Annotated in this window: 25 protein-coding genes; 19 read left to right on the top strand and 6 right to left on the bottom strand. The window is 35.3% G+C overall.

What is annotated here, in order from left to right:
* Positions 1-630, top strand: a 630-nt coding sequence (locus P8J93_06370) for a toxin-antitoxin system YwqK family antitoxin (protein MDG2061420.1), incomplete at its 5' end; no start/stop codon positions are given.
* A 73-nt stretch (positions 631-703) separates the two neighbouring features.
* Here the strand turns inward: P8J93_06370 and P8J93_06365 are convergent.
* Positions 704-2,089, bottom strand: coding sequence for an integrase family protein (locus tag P8J93_06365; protein ID MDG2061419.1), 1,386 nt, complete (start codon positions 2,087-2,089; stop codon positions 704-706).
* A gap of 440 nt (positions 2,090-2,529) precedes the next feature.
* Here P8J93_06365 and P8J93_06360 point away from each other — a divergent pair, with 440 nt between their 5' ends.
* The gene (locus P8J93_06360) at positions 2,530-3,306 is read left to right on the top strand and encodes an SDR family NAD(P)-dependent oxidoreductase (GenBank protein ID MDG2061418.1); all 777 of its coding nucleotides are present in this window, start codon (positions 2,530-2,532) and stop codon (positions 3,304-3,306) included.
* Here P8J93_06360 and P8J93_06355 read toward each other — a convergent pair.
* Positions 3,299-4,123, bottom strand: a complete 825-nt coding sequence (locus P8J93_06355; protein ID MDG2061417.1) for an SDR family NAD(P)-dependent oxidoreductase — start codon at positions 4,121-4,123, stop codon at positions 3,299-3,301. The genes P8J93_06360 and P8J93_06355 overlap by 8 nt on opposite strands.
* Positions 4,124-4,205: 82 nt before the next feature.
* Between P8J93_06355 and P8J93_06350 the strand changes: the two genes are divergently transcribed.
* A complete protein-coding gene (locus tag P8J93_06350) occupies positions 4,206-4,658 on the top strand; it encodes a PaaI family thioesterase (GenBank protein ID MDG2061416.1) in 453 nt (150 codons plus the stop codon).
* On the opposite strand, the gene P8J93_06345 is transcribed toward P8J93_06350, so the two are convergent.
* A complete protein-coding gene (locus P8J93_06345; protein ID MDG2061415.1) occupies positions 4,625-5,842 on the bottom strand; it encodes an acyl-CoA dehydrogenase family protein in 1,218 nt (405 codons plus the stop codon). The two genes, P8J93_06350 and P8J93_06345, sit on opposite strands and share 34 nt — an antisense overlap.
* Before the next feature lie 104 nt (positions 5,843-5,946).
* On the opposite strand from P8J93_06345, the gene P8J93_06340 reads away from it, so the two are divergent.
* Genes P8J93_06340 through P8J93_06315 form a run of 6 tightly spaced genes read left to right on the top strand, consistent with a single transcriptional unit; the run spans position 5,947 to position 12,604 of the window.
* Positions 5,947-7,506: a carboxyl transferase domain-containing protein gene (locus P8J93_06340; GenBank protein MDG2061414.1), complete on the top strand. Its 1,560-nt coding sequence runs from the start codon at positions 5,947-5,949 to the stop codon at positions 7,504-7,506.
* A 55-nt stretch (positions 7,507-7,561) separates the two neighbouring features.
* Complete coding sequence (locus P8J93_06335; GenBank protein MDG2061413.1) at positions 7,562-9,442, top strand: carboxylesterase family protein; 1,881 nt, start codon at positions 7,562-7,564, stop codon at positions 9,440-9,442.
* 19 nt (positions 9,443-9,461) lie between these two features.
* Positions 9,462-10,064: a 2-hydroxychromene-2-carboxylate isomerase gene (locus P8J93_06330; GenBank protein MDG2061412.1), complete on the top strand. Its 603-nt coding sequence runs from the start codon at positions 9,462-9,464 to the stop codon at positions 10,062-10,064.
* 7 nt (positions 10,065-10,071) lie between these two features.
* Entirely contained in the window at positions 10,072-11,238 is a 1,167-nt protein-coding gene (locus P8J93_06325; GenBank protein ID MDG2061411.1) for an FAD-dependent monooxygenase, read from the top strand.
* Positions 11,238-11,696 (top strand): DUF805 domain-containing protein, encoded by a 459-nt coding sequence (locus tag P8J93_06320; protein MDG2061410.1) that lies wholly within the window; start codon positions 11,238-11,240, stop codon positions 11,694-11,696. The genes P8J93_06325 and P8J93_06320 overlap by 1 nt, the downstream gene beginning before the upstream one ends.
* A 2-nt stretch (positions 11,697-11,698) precedes the next feature.
* The gene (locus P8J93_06315; GenBank protein ID MDG2061409.1) at positions 11,699-12,604 is read left to right on the top strand and encodes a phytanoyl-CoA dioxygenase family protein; all 906 of its coding nucleotides are present in this window, start codon (positions 11,699-11,701) and stop codon (positions 12,602-12,604) included.
* Here the strand turns inward: P8J93_06315 and P8J93_06310 are convergent.
* The gene (locus tag P8J93_06310) at positions 12,596-13,423 is read right to left on the bottom strand and encodes a class II aldolase/adducin family protein (GenBank protein MDG2061408.1); all 828 of its coding nucleotides are present in this window, start codon (positions 13,421-13,423) and stop codon (positions 12,596-12,598) included. The two genes, P8J93_06315 and P8J93_06310, sit on opposite strands and share 9 nt — an antisense overlap.
* Before the next feature lie 101 nt (positions 13,424-13,524).
* Here P8J93_06310 and P8J93_06305 point away from each other — a divergent pair, with 101 nt between their 5' ends.
* The 5 genes from P8J93_06305 (at position 13,525) to P8J93_06285 (ending at position 17,502) form a co-directional block, all read left to right on the top strand.
* Complete coding sequence (locus tag P8J93_06305; protein ID MDG2061407.1) at positions 13,525-14,928, top strand: class II fumarate hydratase; 1,404 nt, start codon at positions 13,525-13,527, stop codon at positions 14,926-14,928.
* Complete coding sequence (locus P8J93_06300) at positions 14,925-15,263, top strand: 4a-hydroxytetrahydrobiopterin dehydratase (GenBank protein ID MDG2061406.1); 339 nt, start codon at positions 14,925-14,927, stop codon at positions 15,261-15,263. Before P8J93_06305 ends, P8J93_06300 begins: the two co-directional genes overlap by 4 nt.
* Before the next feature lie 6 nt (positions 15,264-15,269).
* On the top strand, positions 15,270-15,926 hold the full coding sequence (gene queC, locus P8J93_06295; GenBank protein MDG2061405.1) for a 7-cyano-7-deazaguanine synthase QueC: 657 nt from the start codon (positions 15,270-15,272) through the stop codon (positions 15,924-15,926).
* A 3-nt stretch (positions 15,927-15,929) separates the two neighbouring features.
* On the top strand, positions 15,930-16,559 hold the full coding sequence (gene queE / locus P8J93_06290; protein MDG2061404.1) for a 7-carboxy-7-deazaguanine synthase: 630 nt from the start codon (positions 15,930-15,932) through the stop codon (positions 16,557-16,559).
* A 67-nt stretch (positions 16,560-16,626) separates the two neighbouring features.
* Positions 16,627-17,502 (top strand): alpha/beta hydrolase, encoded by an 876-nt coding sequence (locus P8J93_06285; GenBank protein MDG2061403.1) that lies wholly within the window; start codon positions 16,627-16,629, stop codon positions 17,500-17,502.
* Positions 17,503-17,505: 3 nt separating this feature from the next.
* Here P8J93_06285 and P8J93_06280 read toward each other — a convergent pair whose 3' ends face one another.
* On the bottom strand, positions 17,506-18,768 hold the full coding sequence (locus P8J93_06280) for an MFS transporter (protein ID MDG2061402.1): 1,263 nt from the start codon (positions 18,766-18,768) through the stop codon (positions 17,506-17,508).
* 50 nt (positions 18,769-18,818) lie between these two features.
* Between P8J93_06280 and guaB the strand changes: the two genes are divergently transcribed.
* From guaB to P8J93_06265, 3 genes are all read left to right on the top strand, one after another.
* The gene (gene guaB / locus P8J93_06275) at positions 18,819-20,288 is read left to right on the top strand and encodes an IMP dehydrogenase (GenBank protein ID MDG2061401.1); all 1,470 of its coding nucleotides are present in this window, start codon (positions 18,819-18,821) and stop codon (positions 20,286-20,288) included.
* 6 nt (positions 20,289-20,294) lie between these two features.
* A complete protein-coding gene (gene guaA, locus P8J93_06270; protein ID MDG2061400.1) occupies positions 20,295-21,854 on the top strand; it encodes a glutamine-hydrolyzing GMP synthase in 1,560 nt (519 codons plus the stop codon).
* A 334-nt stretch (positions 21,855-22,188) separates the two neighbouring features.
* Positions 22,189-23,769 carry a hypothetical protein gene (locus P8J93_06265; protein ID MDG2061399.1) on the top strand — a complete coding sequence of 527 codons (1,581 nt, stop codon included), beginning with the start codon at positions 22,189-22,191 and terminating at the stop codon, positions 23,767-23,769.
* Between the two features lie 20 nt (positions 23,770-23,789).
* Here P8J93_06265 and P8J93_06260 read toward each other — a convergent pair whose 3' ends face one another.
* On the bottom strand, positions 23,790-24,407 hold the full coding sequence (locus P8J93_06260) for a hypothetical protein (GenBank protein ID MDG2061398.1): 618 nt from the start codon (positions 24,405-24,407) through the stop codon (positions 23,790-23,792).
* A 447-nt stretch (positions 24,408-24,854) separates the two neighbouring features.
* Between P8J93_06260 and P8J93_06255 the strand changes: the two genes are divergently transcribed.
* Together P8J93_06255 and P8J93_06250 are read left to right on the top strand one after the other, a co-directional pair.
* Positions 24,855-25,214, top strand: a complete 360-nt coding sequence (locus P8J93_06255; GenBank protein MDG2061397.1) for a hypothetical protein — start codon at positions 24,855-24,857, stop codon at positions 25,212-25,214.
* Positions 25,211-25,372, top strand: coding sequence for a hypothetical protein (locus tag P8J93_06250; GenBank protein MDG2061396.1), 162 nt, complete (start codon positions 25,211-25,213; stop codon positions 25,370-25,372). The genes P8J93_06255 and P8J93_06250 overlap by 4 nt, the downstream gene beginning before the upstream one ends.
* Positions 25,373-25,824: the final 452 nt, after the last annotated feature.

Raw genomic sequence — 25,824 nt, 5'->3', positions numbered from 1 at the left:
AAAGAAAACTGGAAAGATGGAAAACGAGAAGGTCCTTCTGAGTATTATCACGAAAACGGTCAATTGAGTTCCAAAGGAAACTGGAAAAATGGTGAAATAGACGGACTTTCGGTGGTTTACTTCGAAAACGGTCAATTAGAGTTCAAAGTAAAATTCAAAAATGGAAAACAAGATGGACTTCGAGAGAATTACTATGAAAACGGTCAATTAGAGACGAGAACAAACTATAAAAACGGAGAACTACATGGACTTTCTGAGACTTACTACGAAAACGGTCAACTAAAAATAAGAGGAACTTGGAAGGAAGGAAAATGGGAGGGACTTTGGGAGAATTACTATGAAAACGGTCAACTAGAATCAAAAAAAAACAGGACAGATGGAAAAAACAATGGACTCTGGGAAGAGTTCTACGAAAACGGTCAACTGGAATCTAAACAAAACTGGAAAGACGGAGAACTACACGGACTCTCGGAGGTGTTCCACAAAAACGGTCTGTTAATGGATAGAACGAATTACAAAGACGGAAAAGAGGATGGTCTTGAGGAGGTGTACTACAACAACGGTCAATTAATGTATAAAGATTGTAATAGAGACGACAAAAAAGTAGATATATCAAATTGTGAGAAATAACTTAGAAAAATGGGAGTATCTATTGGTTCAGTCTCAAAGGTTTTGAATACTTGTTAAAGATTTCTTTCTTTCCTTAATCTTCGTAATCTAAGTAAGACCAATATCCTTTTTCTTTACTAGGCTGAGTTTCAATAGTGAACCAATCATAGTCTTGGTCATACCAATAAACTCTATGAAAGTTATAAACTCCACGAGTCTTGTATGTTTTACCACCCATATCTACCCAATTCTCCTGCCTAGACTCTACTAGTTTGAAGACTTCTTCGTATTGTCCTACTTGTTTCTCTAGATTAACTGCAACATAGTTATCTGTTATGTCTCTCTTAGAGTGATTTAATAGTCTGCCTGTGTCCTCTAAGTTGTAATTAAGTTCAGCACAATAAGTAGCAAAGGTATGTCTAAGTGCATGAGCATTAATAACATAGCCTACATCTGCAAAGTTACTTATCTTCTTTAAGGCTTTATCTGGATAGTAGAACCCACCTGTCTTTGTAGAGTTAGGAAAGACCCACTTAGTTGGAAAGTTTTGTTTCTTTCTCCATAACAACATATCGTGAGTTAGCCTTGTCATAGGTATTCTCATAAACCTTTCTCTTTTGTTTCTAGGTATATCTAAATGCTTGTTGTCAAAATCTACATCTGCCCAAGTTAAGTCTCTAGCTTCAGCCTTCCTAACTCCTGTGGTTAATATAAATAGTATGAAGTCTCTAGCAGTCTTAGATATTCTCTTTGGCATATTGCCTGAAGTGTCTTGTCTCTCTTTTTCATACTTTGGAAGAGTAGGGGATAAGGCTACGAATGAAGCCATCCATTCACTTATGTCTTTTAAAGGAATATGTAAGTCACTTACGTTAGCTTTATACCTTCCCATATAAGCTAACTTATCAGTAGGATTAATAGTTATATGGTCTTCTGACTTAGCAAATGTAAGTAGTGTCTTGATGTTCTTGTAGGTGTATTCAGTTGCATGAGGACTACCTTTACCTTTTCTATACCATTCCCTTATAGCTTTAGATTCAATGTCTATAATCTTCATCTTTGCAAAAGGTGTACGTTTAATGTTGGCTCTCATTTGTTTAGCGTAGGACTCTTTTATTTCTACTCCTATTCCTCTTACTGCAATGTAGTCTTCTAATACTTCAAGTAGTGTTGTCTTATCGTTAATCTTTTCATCTACTGTTATTGGTTTCTTTCCTTCTCTTAATTGTTTCTTAAACTGTGTAGCTTTCTCTCTTGCTTCTGCTTCTGTCATAAGAGAACAGTCACCAATCTTCTCGTGATGTAACTCACCTAATACTTTTACTCTTAGGTTATAAGTTTTCTTACCATTATCAGTAGGTACTCTTATGTAATATCCTTTAAGGGTCTTATCATTCACTTGATAGGGCTTATCCTTTGACTTTAATGTCTTAGCCGTATTGGATTTAATTACCCTAGTTTCGTTTAAAGATTTAGCCATTTATTTATCTTGTGAACCTATTGTGTACTTTATACTAGTATTTATCTTTTGTGAACCCTATTGTGAACCATGAAAAGCTTTTAAAACAAGGGTTTTAAGTGGACTCAATTACTGGGGGTCAAGTGGTCGCAGGTTCAAATCCTGCCGTCCCGACCAAAATAGAAATAGTACTATACAAATTATTTATAGGCATATATAATGTAAATCGATAGATAGGTGGTACTTTTTCTCCCCAGAAAAATATCTCTCCAAAGATCTCCATCTATTTAAGTGGTAAAGCTTGTCACCCATAATTTGGCTTAATATCGTTAAGTTTCTTTATATAGCTTTCCCACACTCTAAGATGAAGCAGGGCTTTTTTGAATGGTTGGGCGCAGCGATTTAGTGGTTTTGCTTCATCACTATTTTACTTATTACCATTTTAATAAGAGAATATATTAATGAAAAAAGATATATCCTTTCCAGATGGGGCAATATTAGTTATTGGAGGTACAGGAGGCATTGGCTCAGAAGTTGTAAAGATTTTTGCTGAAACTGGTTGTCCTGTAATATTTACTTATAAGAATAATAGTTCTAAAGCTAAAGAGTTATTAGAAGAATGCAGCTCTTCTTCTAAAGTTTATAATTTTAAGCTAGATATTATTGACTTAAAACAGGTCTCTCTCACAGTTCAAGAGATCCTTAGTGAATTTAAAAGAGTTCATACAGTTATTAATTGTGCTGGATTTGATATAGATCAAAAAATTATTTCAGAACTTTCTACTGATTCCTTCAATGAAGTCATGCAATCAGATGTTCAAGGCTTCTTTAATATAGTTAACAGTACTTTAGATCATTTAAGTAAAAAAGGAGGTTCTTATATTTTTATGAGTTCAGCTGGTTTACTAAAGTATCCTCCTGGCGATATTTTATCTGTTGCACCCAAAGCTGCTATTGAACAATTGATAAAGGGAATAGCAAAAGAAGAGGGACCTAATAATATTAGAGCAAATAGTATTGCCTTAGGAATTGTAGATGCAGGGATTTTCCATCGCCTTAAAGATCAGAATGATTCTTTCTTTGATGAAGATTGGGAGTCTGAATTGATGAATGCTTTACCATTAAAAAGGTATGCTTCACCCAGAGAGGTTGCTGAGTTAGCTTTATTCCTTGCCTCTAATGAAGCCGGATATATAACGGGACAGATGATAGCTATCGACGGCGGGTATTCTATTTGAATGGTGCTCTTTCCATCGCGTCAATAAGTCTAGATGTGTATTCCTTAAGTTCTTTTAAATATCCGTTATGAGTAAAAATAATGGGTTCATTGCTATCTAGGCCGTCTAAAATCACATCAACTGCTTGATCTGGTTCAATAGTTATGCTGTCCTTAGCTTTAGCAGTTGCTTCTTCTAAATCTAAAGTAGATAAATCAATTTTTTCAAAATCGGACTGGTCTTTTCTTATTGCCGATGTTATTCCTGTTTCTACTCCTCCAGGTAAAAGAGTACTAACATTAATTGTTGTATTTTTTAACTCTGAAGCCAGACTTAGAGAAAAACCTAGGATTCCAAATTTACTAGCTGAGTAAGAACCTAGTCCTGCCCAACCAAAAATACCACTTACAGAACTAGTATTTAAAATATGGCCTTCTTCTTCTTGAGTTAACATTCTATTCAAAAAAGCGTTGACCCCATTAAACACTCCTCCTAAATTAGTTTGCAAAACCCAGTCAAAAGTTTTTTTATCTACTCCTCTAATTAATCCAGGTCCTAAGACTCCAGCATTGTTGAATAAAAGATTACATTTCTTAAATTTAGCGTAAGTTTCATCAGCTAGAGACGTCATCTGTTCATGATCAGATACGTCAATTACTCGTCCTATAGCTTCTCCGCCATCTTTAATTATATCTTCAACAACTTTATCTACTGCCTCTGGCTTCATATCACAAATTACTAATTTACAACCTTGTTTCGCTATCCTTTTGCTAAAAGCCTTCCCTATACCTCCGCCTGCGCCTGTAACAACAGCTACAGCTTCCTGAAAATTATTCATAGTTTTTCCCTTTTGTCTTATTTATAAATTTATAATTAGCGTTACTTTAATGTAAATTACGTAAAGAAAAAAAGGAGTTTGTATGAATGATGAAAAAAAGTTTTTGGAATTAAAATCTTACAGAGCTCCTTTCTTAGAAATTATAGGCGCAGAATTAAAATCTTTTCAGTCAGATCCTCCTCTTTTAGTTATGACCTTTAATGCAAAAAAAGAATTATGTCACTCAAATGGAACCATTGTTCAAGGAGGGTTTGTAACAGCAATGTTGGACTCGCCCATGGCACATTTAGTCATAGGTCTGTTAGATGGAAAATTCAATCCTATGACATTAGATATCAATGTAAGTTTTTTATCTGCAGCAAGACCAGGACAATTAACTTGCACTTCAAGAATAATAAAGCTTGGAAAAACCATCGGTTTTTTAGCTAGTGAACTTTGCCAAGAAGATGAAGTCGTAGCTACTGCCACTTCAACAGTAAGGTTAGTTCCTATGGGAGATCATTACACCCCAAAGTCCCAGGAAAGCCCATCGTGATATTTTTTTAAGATTTGTTTTGCAATAAGAATTCTATGCACTTCATCAGGACCATCAGCTAACCTGAGAGTTCTAAAGCCTTGAAACATGCCAGCCAAGGGAGTATCTCCTGATACACCTCTCCATCCATGACATTGAATAGCTCTGTCAATTACTCTTTCCCCTGCAGCCGGAACAAAGACTTTAATAGCAGAAATATCTACCCTTGGATCTCCATCTTTATCCATAACTTCTGCACAATGAATGGTCATTAATCTTGCTGCTTGAATATCTATATAGGAATCAGCAATAAATCCTTGAACAAATTGTTTTGTTTCAAGTTTTCCACCATGGACTTCTCTTTCTGTAGAATATTTGACCATTAAATCAAAGGCTCTCCACATTTGCCCGATTGTATTCATGCAATGGTATATTCTTCCAGCACCTAGCCTATCTTGAGCAGCTTGGTGCCCAGAGCCCCTAGAACCAAGAGCATTTTCCAAAGGAACTCTTACATTATCATATATTATTTCTAAATGGTCTCCCCCAGTATGACCCCAGATAGGTACAGACCTCACTTTATTAAATCCAACAGCATCTGTCGGAACAATAATTTGAGTCATTTTTGAGTTTGAGTTACCTTCATCACCTTCTTCTTCTGTTCGGCACATTACAATAGCAAAATCTGCCCTTTCTCCATTAGAAGTCATAATTTTATGACCATTGATAACCCATTCATCACCTTCTTTTTTAGCGGTTGTTTGAAGAGATCTCGGATCAGAGCCTGGCTGGTCAGGTTCTGTCATAGAAAAACAAGATTCAATTTTTTGTTCTATAAGAGGTTCAAGCCACTTTTTCTTTTGTTCCTCAGTTCCGTATTTAACTAGAATTTTTTGATTACCTGAATTTGGAGCAATAACTCCAAATAATCTATTGCCTAATGGAGACCAGGCAAGAACTTCATTCATGTAAGCATGTTCAAGAAATGCTAAACCCATTCCTCCATATTCTTCAGGTAAGTGTGGCGCCCATAATCCTTGCTTTTTTACTTCTGAATTAATTTCCTTTCTCAACTGCTTAGATTTATCTCCTCCAGCATAAATAGTGCTTTCGTTTGGAATGATTCTATTCGCAACAATGTCGGCTGTTCTTAATCTAATATTGTTAATTTTTTCTGATAAAGTTGGTATGGGTGAAATCTGCATTAATTTAGTCTCCTTTCTTTTTTAGTAATTTACTGAACCAGAAGAAAGGTTGCAAGCTTTTGTGGGTATGACATTATTAGTTTTCATATATGGATTAAGTAATTATGAGTTGGGAAAAAGATTTAGAAGAGTTACAGAAAAGAGCAGAACTTGCCAAAGAGATGGGAGGTATAGAACGCATTGCTAATCATTATGCTCAGGGAAGATTAACAGTAAGAGAACGCATAGAGAGATTATTAGATAAGGACTCTTTTCATGAAACAGGTGAGATTACAGGTAAAGTCACTTATGACCCAGAGGGGGAGATTGAAGAATTTATTCCAGGAAACTTTATTTTCGGTAGAGGTTTTGTAGATGGAAAAGAGATAGTTGTGGCTGGCGATGATTTTACAGTCAGGGGTGGCGCAGCAGATGCAAGAATAGGTAATAAGTTTTTATATAGTTTAAAGATGGCTGAATACTTAAAGTTACCTTTAGTTAATTTGGTGGATGGTAGCGGAGGAGGAGGTAGTGTCAAAAGTCTAGAATCTATGGGAGCTACTTATGTTCCAGCAAATCCAGGATTTGAGAAAATCATAAAATTGTTAAGTATAGTGCCAGTAGTAGGTGCATGTATGGGCTCAGTTGCAGGCTTGGGTTCAGCTAGAGTAGTAGCTTCTCATTTTTCAATTATGGTAAAAGGATCGAGTCAGATGTTTGTTGCAGGACCTCCTGTAGTGGAGAGAGCTTTTGGTAAAAAAATGGAAAAAGAGGAACTTGGAGGTAGTGATATCCATACTAAAACCGCTGGAGTAGTAGATAATGAAGCAGTTTCTGAGGAAGATGCTTTAGATCAAATAAGAAAATATCTATCTTTTATGCCTTTAAATGTATGGGAAGTCCCTCCAAAAAAGGAATCTTCAGATACAGTCGATAGAAGAGCTGAAGATCTAATCTCAATAATTCCGAAAGACAGAAAATCTCCTTATGAAGTCCGCAATATTCTTGAAATGGTATTAGACCTAGATAGTTTTTTTGAAATAGGTTCAGGTTATGGTAGATCATTGGTAGTTGGCTTAGGCAGGCTAGATGGTTATTCTGTTGGCGTATTAGCAAATGATTGCGGACATGATGGAGGTGCAGTAACAGCAAAAGCTGCAGAGAAGATGACTCGCTTTGTAGATATGTGTGATACTTTTAATATTCCTATTGTAAATTTTGTAGATAATCCAGGTTTCCTAATAGGTTTACAAGCTGAAGAGTCAGGTGTAATAAGGCAAGGAGTTAGAGCATTACATTCAGTTTTTCAGGCTAAAATCCCTTGGATTTCTATTATTCTAAGAAGAGTTTTTGGAGTAGCAGGAGCTGGACATGCCAATACCGATGGTTTGAATTTAAGATATGCTTGGCCATCCGGTGATTGGGGATCTTTACCGATAGAGGGAGGAGTTATGGCAGCATATAAGAGAGATATCCAATCTAGCCCTGATCCTGCAGCGAGACAAAAAGAAATTGAAGATTCTTTAAATCATGTTCGCTCTCCTTACAGGACTGCCGAAATGTTTGGCATAGAAGAAATAATTGATCCTAGAGACACTAGGCCTTTATTATGTGAGTGGGTAAAATCAGCTTATAAGAATTTACCTCACGATTTGGGTATCAAAGAAAGAACTATTAGGCCATAAATAATTAACTGTAATAATTAGAGCATAAACTAAAGAATTGGTAAATTTAAATTATATGAAAACAATAAATTTAATATTAATACTGGGTTTTCTAACTCTAATTGGATGCAGTCAAGGGACTATAAAAGATTCTATACGAGATTTGAAGCAAGGCACACTAATAGGAATGGATGGAGAAAATGATACGTATGTATGGAAAGGTATCCCCTTTGCGGAGCCTCCAGTTGGCGAGTTAAGATGGAAGGCACCTAAACGTCCTGCAACTTGGAAAGGTGTTTTAGAAGCTACTGAATTTTCTTCGGCATGTTTTCAACCTGTTTCAATAATTGAGGGAAACACTGAACCAGGAAAAAAGTGGGAAGGTTCCGAAGATTGCCTGTATTTAAATGTCTGGAGTCCTAAACTTTCTCTAGAAGAAATTTCTAAAAATGATGGCCAACTGCCCGTAATGATGTGGATTCATGGAGGTGGAAATACTATAGGCGCAACTGATATTTATGATCCAAGCTTATTAGTTTCAGAACATAATCTCATAGTAGTTACTGTTCAATATCGTATGGGTCCTTTAGGTTGGTTTAGGCATCCTTCGCTTTCTAAGCTTGAATCGAGTCTAGAAGATAAGTCAGGTAATTATGGAACTTTAGACAATTTGATGGCCTTAAGATGGATTCAAGAAAATATATCTTCTTTTGGCGGCGATCTTAATAATGTAACGGTCTTTGGAGAATCTGCTGGAGGTCATAATACTGCAGCTATATTTGCTTCTCCTTTGGCAGCTGGTCTTTTCCATAAGGCAATTATAGAAAGTGGTATTGTTTCGCATTCATCTATATCTGAATCTGAAAGTTATATGCCAAAGAATAAAATAGCTGGCACAATTGGTTCTAAACAGGTCCTTAATGAGATTTTATTGAATTCTTTGGAAATAAATTCACAAGAAGAAGCTACTAATCTTCAGGAAAGCATGTCTGACGAAGATATATCCAAACTCTTAAGGGGAACAAGTCCTTCTGAATTGTTGGAAGCATCGAAAAAAGCAGAACCTTTTAGAAAAGGAATGACAAGAGTTTTTCCCGATGGCCATGTAATACCTTTAGGTGGAATTAATGATGCTTTTGTTAATAAATATACCAATAAAGTTCCTATAATTTTTGGTACAAATAAAGATGAAAATAAGTTTTTTAACTCATTAAATCCAAGATTTGTTAAATGGGAGGAAGCATCTGGATTATATTCAGCTTTTGGCAGTCTACCAAAACAAATCATAGATCCAGATTATTATGATGCAGTTAGTTTCTATGGATCAGCTTTTTGGAAGCAAAGGGCAGCAGATACTCCAGCAAGTCAATTGGTTAATTCAGGCCATAATGATACGTATGTTTATCGTTTTGATTGGGATGAGTTACCAGAGTTTAATGGCATGAATTATGCAAAACTATTTGGCTCTGCCCATGCTATGGAGATTATATTTGTTATGGGAGGGGCTCTTGATTCTCTTCTTGTGAAGCAGTTTATAGTAGGTAAAGAAGCCTACCCCGCAGCAAAGAAATTATCAAATCAGATGATGTCATATTGGGCTGAATTTGCATATACAGGTAGTCCAGGTAAAGGTAGATCTAATGATTTACCTATTTGGTCTTCATGGAATAACGACCAAAAATATATTATTTTGGATTCTGAGAATGATCAAGGAATAATAATGTCAAATCAAGAATATACACAAGATTTTATCTTATCTGAGTTAATAAGAGATGAGAGACTATCTATGAAAGATAAATGTGAGACACTATTTGGTACTTCATATAGAAATGGAGATGGTGTTTCAAAAAACTCATTTCAATCCTTTGCAGGAGGTCTTTGTATTAATCAGGATTATTCAGACCTAATTAAAGAATTTGATAGTGAAGAAGAACGATTTATTGGAGAAGATTCTTAATTAATATAAAGGAGAAAGTATGGGTATTAAGGTTGATTTTTATTTTGATTTCGCAAGCCCAAATGCTTATTTAAGTCACAAGGTAATCCCTAGTATAGAAAAAAGAACAGGAGCTTCTTTCAATTATATTCCTATTTTATTAGGCGGAGTCTTTAAACTCACAAATAATAAACCCCCCATGGAAGCATTTATGGGCATACTAAATAAAAATGAATATCAATTAATAGAGATGAATAGGTTTATTGAAAGATATGAATTAGATAAATTCAAGATGAATCCTTATTTTCCAATTATTACTCTACAAATTATGAGGGGAGCCATAGCTGCAGATAATGAAGGGTATTTATCCCAATATATAGAAGAAATAATAAAACATATGTGGGAAGAGCAAAAAAAAATGGACGATCCTGAAGTTATATCATCTGCTTTTAAAGAATCTGGCTTTGATGCAGAACTACTTATGCATCAAATCCAAGAACCTGAGATCAAATCAAAACTAATATCAAATACCGACGCAGCAGTAAAACGAGGAGTCTTTGGTATTCCAACATTTTTTATTGAAGAAGAAATGTATTTTGGTAAAGATACTCTTTGGCAAGTCGAGGAAGCTCTAAAAAAATAAGTCTTTAATGTTACAGAATGTTGCAATTATAGGTGCTGGTATATCAGGATTAACTGTTGGTTACGCTTTAAGGCAGGCTGGAATAGAAACCAATATCTATGAGCGATCAGAAAGTGTTAGTGAATTTGGGGCAGGAATTACTCTTTCAAGGAACGCAACGTCTCTTCTAGAAAAACTCGGTATTTTAGATGATCTTAAGAATCAAAGTTATACACCTCAGAAGTTATATGTAAGGGGTTATAAGACTGCAAAAAAAATTACTAGTACAAACTTTTCAGGTCTAATCTGTTCAGATAGACGTGATGTAGTAACAGTTCTATCTGATAAATATCTTGAACTTGGCGGTAATCTTCATTTTTCCCATGATGTAAAAGATGTAGATATAGAAGGAGGTAGGATTTTCTTTTCTGATGATTCTATGATTAAAGCAGATCTAATATTAGTTTGCGATGGTATTCGGTCTATCCTGAGAGAAAAATATTTCGATAATTCAAAACCTAAGTTTACAAACTTTGTAGCTTGGAGAGGAATGCTAGATCTTCAAAAAGTACCTGAGTTTGAAGGCAATCATCAAGTTAATTTGTACTATGGACCTAAAAGTCATGTCGTTCATTATCCTATTGGACATGAAGGAAAGATGAACTTTGTGGCCATTCAAGCTAGCTCAGAATGGAAAGAGGAATCTTGGAGAGAAGAGGGTGATCACGAATATTTTCTTAAAGTCTTTAAGGATTGGAATAGAAATCTTATAAAAATTTTTGCTGCTTCAGAAAAAGTATATAGATGGGGAGTCTTCGATAGAGAGCAACCCACTCTCCTTTATAAAGGGAAAGTAGTTCTTTTAGGGGATGCCGCGCACCCTATGGTACCTTTTTTAGGTCAAGGAGGTTGTATTTCAATTGAGGATTCTTACACTTTAGCTTATTTAATTAGAGAACTTAATGGCGACATAGGGAAAGTATTAAAATATTATCAGGATCTTAGGCTCAGAAGAGGACATTGGATTCAAAAAAGGTCAAATTTTCAAGGTAAGTTTAATCACGTAGTTAATCCTTTGGGGGTGGCAATTAGAAATTTCTTTACCAGAATATTTGCGAATTCAAATTTAGAAAATATTCATTCCTATGATGCCCATAAACAGTCAGAAGTTAAAATTAAACTAGGAGTGAAATAATGAAATTTGGAGAAGCTATAGATAGTGTTCTGGTTAAAAATTATTTTAATTTTCAGGGTAAGGCTTCCAGAGCTGAGTATTGGTGGTTTGTATTATTTCTCTTTGTATCTTCAGTTGTTGTAAGTTTTACTGAAGCAGTTGCAGTAGGCATTTCCCAAGGCGCTGATTTTGATCCTGAAAATTTTTATCCTTATTTTTTTACTCTCTATATGATTTTTTTGGTTTTGCCTTCTTTGTCAGTAACAGTTAGAAGGTTCCATGATGCTGGCAGGGGAACGATGGAAGCAGTTGTATTGTATTTTGTTGCCCAAATATCCTCTATTTTTATTCCAAACCCTAATGGCTTATTTAAGGCTGCCGAATCTTTAGAATCTTTAGTTTTGATTGCTTTCCTAACTTCTGGAATTTACACTCTTTATATAACGTTAAAGAAATCAGAAGAGATTTCGGAGGAATAATTATGCCAGAACTACAGCATGTGACAGCTGACACTTCTTTAGAAACGATATCAGAAATACTTGACAGAGACGCAGGCTTGATTATTGATAATGTTATACCCAAAAAAACTATTTCTAGCTTGAGATCTCAGTTAAAGCCTTACCTAGATCAAGCTCTCGAAGGTAAAGATGAGTTCAGTGGCTTTAAAACTCGAAGGATTGGAGCACTTATACCTAGGTCTTCTGTATGCCAGGAGTTGGCTATGAATGATCAAGTTAATAAACTCTGCTCTGAATTTTTATTACCTTTCTGTGATAATTATCAGCTTCACTTCACTCAAGCTATTAGTATAGGACCCAATGAAAAAGAACAAATACTTCATAGGGATCGAGGAGTGTGGGGAGGATATATTCCAAGAAAGATTGAAACTCAATTAAGTACAGTTTGGGCGGTGGATGATTTTACAGAAAAGAATGGAGCTACAAGGCTAGTTCCGGGTTCTCACAAATGGAATAAAGATAGAGAGCCGCTAGAAGAAGAAATTACTTGTGCAGAAATGAAAGCGGGATCTGTTTTCATTTATACAGGTTCAGTTTTACATGGCGGGGGATGGAACCAAACTGATCAAAATAGATTAGGGGTATTTATTCATTACACTTTGGGCTGGTTACGCCAGGAAGAAAATCAGTATCTTTCATGTCCTCCAGAAGTTGCCGAAGATCTGGATCCAGAACTAAGAGCTCTGATGGGGTATTCTAAAGGCGGATATGTTTTAGGTTTTTTTTCTTCTCCGGAGTTAGGGTCAGCAGGATTAGAACTTGCATCACCTGAGAGGCTTTTTGGGATTGAAACAGGAGGTTTTGATCAGATAAAAGCGAAACCTGAAGATTTAGTGAAGAATTCTAGTAATAAAAAGAAATTAGTCTAAAAAACTAGAATCTTTTTCTAGCATTAAATCATAAAGTGGTTGAAAGCTTCCCCAAAGAGCAAGATCATTTGCAATTTGAGATTTCGTTAGTCTTGCCATTTCGTCAGAGATGATTACAGGTTCACCTGTAGCTTCCGCCAGAAGTTGATTTTGACAACATCTGTCCATACTAACAAAGAGCCATAGTGCTACATCTACACAATTACCGGTTGTAAGTAACCCATGATTTTGAAGTATTGCAGTTTTCTTGTCCCCTAAGGCTTTAGCTATTTTGTCACCTTCACCAGTATCATAAACAACTCCTGAAAATTCTGAGAAAAGAGCTTGGTCTTCAAAAAATGCACAAGAATCTTGCGTTATGGGATCAATTAGCTTGCCGAGAGAAGAAAAGGTCCTTCCGTAAATAGAATGTGAATGAGCTGCTGCGTTTACATCTGGTCGAGCTCGGTGGAGTCTAGAGTGGATAGCAAAAGCAGCCCTATTTACTGGCCTTTCACCTTGAACCACTTCTCCATCATGATTTACTAATAATAGATCAGAAACTTTAATTTGCGAAAAATGCATTCCTATTGGATTAACCCAGAAGTGATCCGAAAATTCTGGATCTCTATATGTAATGTGTCCTGCTAAACCTTCATCAAAACCAAAATGAGCAAATAATCTAAAACCAGCTGTCAATCTTTCAAGTTGATCTCTTCTTAATTCTTCAACTGATTTATGTTCTATGGGAATTAAAGATCCTTGAGATTTTAAAGATTTTTTCCCTTTTTTGACATCTATTTCGACCAAGTTTTGGTCTAAAGGTCTATTTGCTGCCATGTTTTTTCTCTAAATTACAAAAAAATAGTATAACTCAGTAATGACTTCTCGTTAAATGTTAATCTTATTTGTTAGAATGAATTTATTTAATTTAAAAGATTATGGCTAAAAATAAATACAGGATTGAAGAAGATAGTTTAGGAAAAGTAAAAGTACCCTACAAGGCTCTATATGGGGCTCAAACGCAAAGAGCTATTAATAATTTTCCGGTAAGTGGAATTACTTTAAATTTCCCATTTACAAATACTTTTATTTCTATGTTGGGGGTTATTAAATATTCAGCAGCAAAAGCTAATAAAACTTTAGGGTTATTGGATACGAAGAGAGCTAGATCCATTGCTCGAGCAGCAAAGGAGGTTTATTCGAATAAGCATGATGATCAATTTCCTATAGATGTATTTCAAACAGGATCGGGGACTAGTACCAACATGAATGCAAATGAAGTTATAGCTAATTTAGCTTCTATATTTTCAGGTGTTAATGTTAACCCCAATGATCATGTCAACATGAGTCAAAGTAGTAATGATGTTATACCGACTGCTATAAACATAAGTTGCCATTGCGACTTAGAGCATAAATTAATGCCAAATTTAGAATCTTTAATTTCTTCTATAACTATCAAAGCAAATCAACTAAAAGGAGTGGTTAAGACAGGAAGAACTCACTTAATGGATGCAATGCCAATAGATTTTTATCAAGAGCTATCAGCCTGGGAAGCGCAGCTTATTTCATCCAGAAATTCTTTAAAATTATTGATGGAGAAATTATTATTTTTACCTCAAGGTGGCACTGCAATAGGTACTGGAATCAATGCTCATCCTAGGTTTTCTAAAGAATTTGCAAAAGAGGTCAGTAAACTTGGTAAGGTAAAAGCTAAACCTAGTTTGAACTTTTTTCAAAGCTTAAGTTCCCAAGATCTTTCGGTTCAACTTTCTGGAGAGTTAAAAAATCTTTCAGTAATTTTAATGAAAATTAGTAATGATTTACGTTGGATGAATAGTGGTCCTCTTTCTGGTTTAGGCGAGATTGAGTTAGAAGCTTTGCAACCAGGAAGTAGTATCATGCCTGGTAAGGTGAACCCTGTGATACCAGAGGCCGTAACAATGGTATGTGCTGATGTCATAGGAAATGATACATCAATTACTATTGCAGCTCAGTCCGGAAATTTTCAACTAAATGTTATGTTACCCCTGATCGCTTACAATCAACTAAAAAGTATTAATATACTTGCTGGAGCCACGAAAATTCTTGGCAAGAAAGCCATTAAATCTTTCAAGGTAAACACTAAAAATATTGAGGCATCATTAAGTAAAAATCCTATTTTAGTAACAGCCTTGAATCCTGTAATTGGTTATGCAAAAGCTTCGTATATAGCTAAAAAAGCTTACAAAGAGTCTCGTCCAGTTATAGAAGTAGCTAATGAAGAGACAGAGCTATCTTTATCAGAATTAAAAAATATTTTAGATCCAAAAAAATTAACACGTGGTGGTATAAATAAGAAATGAATGACTTAGTCAAACAAAAATGTGAAGCTTGCAGAGTAGATGCTCCTAGAGTTACTGTGGAAGAATTAAGTAAATTTTTAAAGGAAATACCTCAATGGCAAACGGTAAAAGAAGATTCTGAACTTAGACTTAAAAGAATCTTTAAATTTAATGATTATGTTTCCGCAGTGAAATTTTCTAACCAGGTAGCTGAGTTAGCTGAGTTGGAAGATCATCATCCTGCTATTTTATTGGAATGGGGAAAAGTAGAAGTAGTTTGGTGGACTCACAAAATAGGAGGCCTTCATAAGAATGATTTTATCTCAGCAGCAAAAACAGATTTAATTTTTCAGTAACTTTTTATGACAAAAGTTGTAGTAGTCTACTCAGGAGGAATGGATTCTTTTACTCTACTTAATAGAGCTATAAAAGAGGGTTATCAAGTGAAAGCTATTTCTTTTAATTACGGACAAAAACATAAAAAGGAACTGGAATTTGCAAAAGCATTTTGCGATCTTTCTGGTATTGAGCAAGAAGTAATTGATATTTCTAATATAAGTAACCTATTAAAGGGTTCAGCTTTAACTGATGATATAGATATTCCGCATGGAGATTATGCAGATGACTCGATGAAACTTACAATTGTGCCGAATAGAAATATGATACTGATTTCATTGGCAATTGGTTATGCGGTTTCTTCTGATTTCAACGAAGTTTGGTTTGGAGCTCATGCGGGTGATCATGCAATCTATCCAGATTGTAGACCTGAATTTGTGAATAAGTTAAATTCTTTATCTCTTGTCTCTGATTACAATCCAGTGAGCGTTAAAGCTCCATTTATAGATTTAAAGAAAGGGGAAATTTTATCTCAAGGCATTCAAATGAATTTAGATTACTCTAAGACTTGGACTTGTTATGAGGGGCAAACACAAGCTTGCGGGTTGTGTGGATCATGTAATGAGCGATTAGAGGCCTTTAATGAAAATAACATAGAGGACCCTTTAATTTATAGAAATTAGGCAATGTATCAAGTTAAAGAAATTTTTTATACTTTACAAGGAGAAGGGGCAAGAACTGGAAGGCCAGCTGTTTTTTGCAGGTTCTCAGGTTGTAATCTTTGGTCTGGATTAGAGAAAGATCGCAATAAAGCAATTTGCTCTTTCTGTGATACAGACTTTGTTGGAATAAATGGGGATGGAGGAGGAAAATTTTCTTCTGCAATAGAACTGGCTGAGGCTATAGATGTTAAGTGGTCAAAGAATAGAAAAAATAAATATGTTGTATGTACAGGTGGTGAACCAGCTCTGCAAATGGATTCAGAAATTATCGAAGAATTACATAAGAAAGGATTTGAAATAGCAATTGAAACAAATGGTACTTTAGAATTACCTGAAGGGATTGATTGGGTCACTGTTAGTCCCAAGTCTGATGCAGAATTAAAAACACTTACTGGAGATGAGCTTAAATTAGTCTATCCACAAATTGATGTAGATCCAAAGAATTTCTATGATTTAGATTTCGGTAATTTTTATTTGCAACCACTTGATAATAAATTTAAATCTATAAATACCCAAAGCACTATTCAGTATTGTTTGGAGAATCCTAAATGGAGAATAAGCTTACAAACTCATAAATACATCGGCATTCCTTAATCAGGTACTTTTCATAATGATCAAGATGACTTAGTATCATATTTTTTTTTGAAGGGATGCAGTAAAAATGAAAAAAATATTTAAACAACCGGAATGGTTCTCAAAAGCTGTTGCCGAAGATCACGTGAGTGAATTCATAGAGATCGATGGAGCAAAAGTTCATTATTTGGAATGGGGACAATCTAATTCACAAAGTATTATTATGGTCCATGGTAATGGAGCCCATGCTCATTGGTTTAAGTTCATAGGAGCTATGCTTTCAAAAAAATATCATTTTGTAACCATGAGCTTCAGCGGAATGGGAGATAGTGAATGGAGATCTTTCTATGATAGAGAGACCTTTGTTAATGATCTTTGGGGAGTAGTGGAGACTACTAATCTCAAGAGGCCAGTAGTTGTAGGTCACAGCTTTGGCGGTATGATTTCATTAGTAACGGCAGGAAAGTATAGCGATCTAATGTCGGGATTATTACTAGTGGATTTTGTTGTTAATCCTTTAGAAAAACATGTGGAGTGGTTTGATGACTGGCCAGGTTCAAAACCGCCAAGATTAGCAGAAACAAAGCAGGAACTAATAGATAGGTTTAGATTGATGCCAGAACAGGAGTGTAAAAACCAATTTTTATTAGATTACATAGCTGAAAGGTCAATTCGTGAAACCATTGGGAGTTATAGTTGGAAGTTCGACCCAACGACTTATGATAATTTAAAGATAGGAAAAGATCATATTGAAATACTAGATAATTTGAAGTGCCCAGTTGGGTTTATGTATGGAGAGAATACCGTAGAATTTGATGCTCAAGTATCTGTGCAAGAGATGAGACAACTCTTACCTAATGATTCCCCAGTCTTATGTTTAAAAGATGCCCATCATCATTTGATGTTAGACCAGCCTGAAAACTTTATTAAAGAATTGGATGCTTTAATTCAGGAATTAGTTTGATATTTATGCTGCCTTTTTAGGAAGTCTAAGAAACCAAATAGTAATTATTCCAAGAGTAGGTGCTATTCCTAAAATAGAAAACGCTAAATTATAGTTTCCATATAGATCAAACAAGAAAGCAGCCAAGGGAGTGCCAGCTACCTGAATTGGCAATAAGAAAGGACCTGCCAGACCCCGAGCTCTGCCAAAGCTCTGTTCAGTATATGTTTTAGTAAATAATATATTTGATAAAGGAAGTGCCCCTCCTAATCCAAAACCAAAAAAAGCTATAATAAGGGCTAATTCAATGGGCGATTCAGCTAAAAATATTGATAATACTGCTATTGATTGAATTAACAGAGAAATACTAACAGTCATTCGAGCATCAATTTTATCTACCAACCAGCCAAAAAATATTTTTCCTATTATTGCTGGGATAGCATAACTACTCAATATATAACCTGCCTGAAGAGACCAACCTAAGGAAGCTGCATAGAAAGTTATATGACCCAATACACCAGCGATGGTAGCAAATTGGAATGAAAAACTTACAATAAGAACCCAAAAGTTCATGTCTTTAAGTATATGGGCATTCTTCCAATCCCTTCCTTCTAAAAGTGCATCTTGTTCTGCTGAAGGTTCTTTATTATCTGGGTTTTGGCTAACCATTTTAGGGTCTTCTACCACTCCAAACCAAATAAAAGGCATAACAACTGCTAATATAACTCCGCCAAAATATAGATATAATTCTTGCCAACTTAGGAAATTAAGTAAGTATTGCGTAAGACTCGGCATAATTAGACCAGCAAGAGAAACTCCTATTGCAGCCATTCCTAGAGCTTGACCTGCCTTTATGTTGAACCAACGCGATACTAACTTAGATAAAGAAATATTACCCATTAAAGTAAAGCCAGTAGCAACTGGTAAAGTAAATATAGCAAGGTATATAGCAAATGTATTTGCAAAAGATAGAGCTACAAGTCCTAGTCCATAAAGAATAGATCCAGTTATTAGAATTTTTCTGATAGAAAAATAATCCAGTGCATTCCCGACCAAGGGGAATAATAATCCTGAAACTACAAAAAGCAATGGTATGGTCGAAGTGACTAAAGTTCTTGAAATATTAAACTCTTTTTCTAAGATTAATTGTATTATTGGTGAAGCTTGAAAAGTAAATCCTACGGCCATAAAATCTATGAAAATGGCAAGAAATACCATTTGCCATCCAAGAAACCTTTTACTGGATTTTTTCTGCATCAAGATAATTAAATTATGAAAAAGCATCATAACTTAAATTGTCTTGTTTTATTAAATAAGTATTTCTGTATAATTAGAAGATGTTGCGTATTGCTAACCAAGCGTTGACTTTTGACGACGTATTACTTCTTCCAGGATATTCTGAAGTTCTTCCTTCGGAAGTTGATCTTTCCACCCAGCTGACTAAGTCAATAAAATTAAATATTCCCATCATCTCTGCAGCGATGGATACTGTCACCGAATCACGTATGAGCATTGCTCTTGCAGAGTTGGGTGGTCTAGGGGTTGTACATAAAAATTTAACAATTGAAGAGCAAGCTAGAGAGGTAAAGCTAGTTAAAAAATATGAAAGCGGTGTTGTCAGGGATCCGATAACTATAAGATCAGACAATTCGGTAGCAGAGTTAGTCCAGTTAACTAGAGAATTAAATATATCAGGAATGCCCGTTGTGGACGATGGGAACTTAGTAGGGATTGTAACTAGTAGAGATTTTAGAAATCAAAATGATAGCACTGTGGATGTTTCTAATATCATGACCCCTAAAGATAGATTAATAACTTCGCAGGAAGGAACGGATTTAGAGATCATAAAAGAATTACTCCATAAAAATAGAATAGAAAAGATACTTTTAGTTGATGACAATTTTTCTTTAACGGGTTTAGTGACTTTAAAGGATATAAATAAATCAAAGGATTTTCCAAATGCTGCCAGGGATTCTGAAGGTCGATTGATTGTTGGAGCTGCAATTGGAACAAAATTAGATACAGATGAAAGAACAGAGAAATTAGTTAAAGCAGGCGTAGACGTTATAGTGGTAGACAGTGCTCATGGTCATTCCAAAGGAGTTCTTGATAGGGTGGCGCAAACTAAAATAGATTATCCACATATCCAAGTAGTAGGAGGAAATATAGCAACTTCAGAAGCGGCTTTAGCATTAGTCAAAGCTGGAGCAGATTCAGTGAAGGTAGGGATAGGGCCAGGTTCAATATGCACAACAAGGATAGTAACCGGCGTAGGAGTACCTCAAGTGACAGCAGTTGCAGAAGTATCTGCGGCATTAAAAGGAAAGGGTGTTCCGGTCATAGCGGATGGAGGTATTAGATATTCAGGAGATATAGCAAAAGCAATGGCGGCAGGTGCACACACAATTATGCTTGGAAGTGTTCTTGCGGGAACTGAAGAAGCTCCTGGGGATGTAGAGTTATATCAAGGAAGAAGTTATAAATCTTATAGAGGAATGGGGTCGATTGGTGCTATGTCAGGAGATCAAGGATCAACAGATCGTTATTTTCAGGATAGCTCTCAAGCAACTGAAAAGTTGGTCCCAGAAGGGATTGAAGGCAGAGTTCCTTATAAGGGCTGGATGGAAGCCGTGATTCATCAAATGATGGGAGGCTTAAGGCAAAGCATGGGTTATACAGGATCAAAAGATACAGAGACAATGAGAACCAAACCAAAATTTGTTCAAATAACTCAAGCAGGAGTTAACGAGAGTCACGTTCACGATGTAAGCGTAACTAAGGAAGCGCCAAACTATAGAATAAGTTAATCATAAATGGCAAAGGACATACTTGCCCAAAAAATTCTTATATTAGATTTTGGGTCTCAGTACACACAACTTATAGCAAGAAGAGTTAGAGAACTGGGTGTTTATTGTGAAATTTATTCTCATAAATCTTCTTTGTCTTCTATCAAATCTTTTTCTCCTCAAGGTTTAATCCTTTCAGGAGGACCAGAAACAGTTGAGCAAAAAGGATCGCCTAAAGTGGCGACAGGGATTTTTAAATTAGGTGTTCCTATTTTAGGGATTTGCTATGGCATGCAAACTATAGCTAAGCAGATGCATGGTAAAGTAGAACTCTCAAAGAAAAGAGAGTTTGGTCACGCTTCCCTTAAAATTTTAAATAAATCCAGTGGCCTTTTTAATGGTATCAATCAACATAGCATCAATGTCTGGATGAGTCACGGTGACCATGTTGTATCTTTACCTAAGGGGTTTAAGAAGAGTGCAACTAGTTCTAATAGCCCTATAGCTGGGTTTGTAAATACAAAGCTAAATATATTCGGACTCCAATTCCATCCAGAAGTAACTCATACACCTCAAGGCAAGAAAATTCTTAGTAATTTTGTTAGAAACATATGTCAGTGCAGAGGTTTATGGAATTCAAAAAACATCATTGATAAATCTATTCAAGAAATTAGAGAAAAAGTGGGAGATGATAAAGTTTTATTAGGTTTATCAGGAGGAGTTGATTCTTCCGTAGTGGCTGCGCTATTACACAGAGCCATAGGAGACCAACTTACATGTATTTTTGTTGACAATGGACTTTTAAGATTAAATGAAGGCGACCAAGTAATGAAAACTTTTAGAGATTCTTTTGGAATAAAAGTGATTAGAGCTAATGCAGGAAATTTATTTTTAAAAGAATTAAAAGGTAAAACCGATCCAGAGATAAAAAGAAAGATTATTGGTAAAGCTTTTATTGATGTCTTCCTTAAAGAAGCAAAAAAAGACAAGCAAATTAAATGGTTGGCTCAAGGAACCATATATCCAGATGTTATAGAGTCGTCAGGCAATACTCATGGTACAGCTCATGTTATTAAATCTCATCATAATGTAGGAGGTCTCCCAGATTATTTAAATCTTCCTGTAATAGAACCCCTTCGAGATTTATTTAAGGACGAGGTCAGGAAAATAGGAAAAAAATTAGGACTTTCAAGTACTTTAATAGATAGGCATCCTTTTCCTGGACCAGGCTTAGGTGTCAGGATTTTAGGAGAAGTAAAAAAGAGCTATATTTATACATTACAACAGGCTGATAGTATTTTTATGGAAGAGCTCATAGAGAATAATTTATACCACAAAGTCAGCCAGGCATTTGCAGTCTTTTTGCCTGTTAAATCAGTTGGTGTAGTAGGGGACTCTCGGAGATATGAATACGTTATTGCTCTCAGAGCTGTTGAGACTATAGATTTTATGACAGCAAAAGCTTATCGATTTAGTCATCAATTCTTAGAGAAAGTTTCAACTCGCATTATCAATGAAATTCCTCAAGTTTCTAGGGTAACTTACGATATATCCAGTAAGCCGCCAGCCACTATTGAGTGGGAGTGAAAAATCCTTATAAATCAATAACTTACCTGTGACAAACTCTGTCAAAGCAACGAAAGAATGCGGGTTTCAGAGCATTAAAAACAAACTTATGACAAACTACTACTGCTATTGAAAGTCATAAGTTGTTGCGATTCATAAAAAGCAGTCATTCTGACAAAGATTTGTTCTACAGAACAAAAATAGAGTAAAAAAGCATCTAAATTAGTGCTCGTAACCATGTATATTATTAATGATTAATAGACTAACTTCGTTTTTTTGGAACAATAAAGTTAGTCTGTTATGATATTTAGGAACACACAGAGGCAAGACTAAAATAAGAAATTAGGAAACCATCATGATAGGAAAAGTTGTTACGCTGTTATTCATTCTTTCTTGGACTGGACCATCGCTAGCCCAAGACAGCCCAGAAAAAGATATTCTAGCTACTGCAATTAAGGTTTTCGCATCTATATCACCTGACGAGGATATTAAGACTCGTTTAAGAAAACAAGAACTCACCATTAGAAAAATCGACGAGATTGTAGAACTCTATTCAGGAACAGATACTGGACTTGAATTATTATCAACCGATAAGTTTGGAAAGTTTGATGTTCAAAGACTACGAGAGCAATATCTAAAAGAACTTATTACTTTCAATCTGAAAACGTGTGAGTCTACACCGAGCTTCACTTGTCTAGGTTTCGTATCATTAGATAACGGCTCCAAAGCATGCGATAAACCAAAAGAGTTTTCACAATTCCTGACCGCATCAAACAACTTCCATAATGCCTATCGCATATTCAAAAGTCAGGGTGACGCAAAGAAAAATGAATTAGGCGTTTTGTCCTCTTACAGGCAATGTGCAAATCGTGCACCCAATAATTTTTCGAGGGATTTCATCAATAGTAGATTGGTAAATATACTCCTTGAAAACGGAGATGAGTCAAAAGCAGTTGGAATAACCCAAAATATGACCACTAGACTTTTTAAAATCATTGCTACAGCAGATATTCGAGTTGCCCAGGGCAAATATGACTATCCAACTTTTAAAACGATTTTAGCAAGCGCAGAAAGCTTGGCTCCCGAAGGGGATAAGGACCCGAGTGCTTGGCTTGATAGAGAAACCGCACTTTTCTTTCTCAGCAACAAACTTTTCGAAGTTGGTTTAAACCCTTTCTCTAAAGAGGCTAGTGACTCGGGGATAGTACTTTCATTTGAAAGTCCGCTATACAGTCCAAAACAAACTTCTCCGCCAAATGCTAAATATGTTAGGTGTAACTCTCGTGAAGAGTATTACAGTGAGTTGGCAATAGATTACTTATTCCATGCTGGAAAAGGAGCTGATACATCTTTAGCACTCAATGGAAATGTACAGCCTCCACCTATTATCCGAATTGGGTTGAGTAGTATTAACTACAGCAATTCAATGCAAAGTGCATTCAAAATAGCGAATTATTGTCATAATTATAATGCCGATTCTATCCTTCAATTTATTGGTAGTAACCCAGATGTAGCGAGACAATTAAGGGCTTATCAATTAAAAAATGGGACCGGCGAAAAAGAAGGTGTAGATTTCTTTCTACAAACATTAACCGTTGATCAAATACTTGATAACTACAATTTAAAAACCGACCGTATTCAAATGATGAATGATGGTATGAAAGGGGCTGGGGCTTTTACAGGGGGGGATGGCTTTCCAAAAGATTTTTTTAAGAATTTCATTTATCCATTTTATGGTAAGTATGGACAGTTTTCGATATTCAAGCTTTTTGTCGACGCTGGTGACGTGTGTAATGCGTCAAGTAAACTTTTCCAAGAAATAAGAGGCGGAGAGTACGAGGATGATGCTGTCTCCTATTTCATATCCAGTCCCAATATTTCAGTTGATAAAAAATATACATGCGGGGATGCGGATTTAGATTTGTTGCTGAATTAAACCTCAAGGGCGGCCATCATTTAGTTGATGGTTACTAATATTCTCTCACTGTCGATAAATACATCCAGAGAATGATCATACTCTCCACGTCCATCACTGCACTGCGCACAAGGTTCGGTAGTGTTTAGTACGCCTTTGTATTCTTTTTGTTTTTCTATTTCTACTAATTCAACATCAACGATTTTTATGTCTAGTCGAACTATAGGATCGTACTCTTCAAGGATTTCTATCACCTGATTTTTTAACCAATCTTTGTAAGAATAATTTTCTCGAATATCAAGATTATCCGGTGGTTGTTTTGTCTCAAGTGTCGCGGTTTCTAAAAGACTTTCCTCAACCCGCTCAATCATAGCATCCGTATATAAATCATTGTGCGACATACCATCTGAATTATCAGTAAAGTCGTATGTTCTATCCTTTGTTTCCTTTTCTGCTAACAGCATTTCGACTCTTATTAATTCCTCAAATATTTCTTCTACTGCTTCTTCTTCAGAAATTTCGCCTGAATCAATTATTAGCTCTTCAACAACAGCTTCTTCTTCAAACCGTTCGTCAGAGTTTTTAGATGATTCTATAGATGGGCCTGACACACAACCCACAAGAAAGAAGAGTCCAATAAGTAAACTAAGTTTTTTCATATCTAAAGACTATATTAAACCAGTATAATATTACAAATTAATCCAGTCAGTTAAAATAAGATATTTGGAGATACAAAGTGATACAAAGTGATACAAAAACACAAAACAGTCGTGACAAACTTATGACAAACTACTTTTTTCACCTCTGTAACCCTTTGTTTATAGGGGTTTCAAATCGTGCAACTATTGAGTGGGAGTAGTTTTTACTCCTTAAACCCTTATAGAATAAGGATTCTTCAACTACACACTAGCTACACACTTTTTTGTAACCTATTGATTTTATAAGCTCTTAAAAACCTTACTACACAGATTACTACACACTAAGGTGACTATTGCCTTTCACAAGTCACTTTAGAAAAGATAGAATAAAAGATCGGTAGTTAGAACTTTTTCACATGCCTTTAGTCAAACACTTCATTAATCATTTACTAACAAGGAGAAAATAAAATGAAAATAAGCGATACCATCATAGGTTCCATCATCATAGGCGTTTTGGTTGGAGGAGCTATTCTCTTTTCAGGAGGCAGTAATCAAGACAGAAAACACGCTCAAATAAAAGTATTAGCAGCCCCTCATGGAGATATGGGCTCAAAGGAAATAATCATCGATAAAGAAATAATCATTGATAACGAGTCTGACTCGCTCATGAAGTGGCATTATAAATCAGATGATCTAAAAGGAGACTTACCAGGAGATATCTCTGATATCGTAGAAAAGGCAATAATCGAAGCGCTTGATGGATTACCCAAAGATTTAGATATCAAAGTGGAGATAAACAGCAAGAAAATAGAAGGCGAGATAAAATGAGAGTAGAGCTTAATAAATTTAATGAAGCTATTGGAGTAGGTGTAGCCTTTATGTTTGTAGCTTTGTGGAAATCAATTGAGTTAGATATGTTTATTGGATTCCCTCTATGTTTACTCATTGGCTTCTTAGTTGCCTACTCCTTAAAAATTAGAAACTAAAGGAAGGGTATGAAAAGAGATTGAGTAAAATACTTTCTTTCCTTCTAAGTGTAGTTTTTATTCTAATTTCTTTGTTAGGCAATACTATTATTCATTACTTATTTTTAATCGTTGGAATCGGCTTGGCAGTATTTGCCTTTAAAAGAAAATAAATTTGAAAATATTCTTAAAAAACTTATATTCAATCTATTTAACAATTTACCTTCTTTGGTGGGTTTCAGTATTCATTATTATTTCTGATGAAGGGTTCCATCCAGCTCAAGACATATCTTGGTTTAGTCTATTTACTACACTTTTGTTTATATTTTGGGTTCTAAAATATAAGTTTTCTAGAGATAAAAAATTTATTTTCCATGAGAATATGTCTTCCATTAATCTCATGTCTCATCTATCAGCAATTTTTTTACTTTCAATATCGATGATATTTTTTTCATAATTGAATGAAAAACATT

This window comes from SAR86 cluster bacterium, assembly GCA_029268615.1.
Lineage (GTDB): Bacteria > Pseudomonadota > Gammaproteobacteria > Magnimaribacterales > Magnimaribacteraceae > JAQWNM01.
Note: the sequence above shows the minus strand (reverse complement) of the source record. Positions and strands in the feature narration are given on the sequence as shown.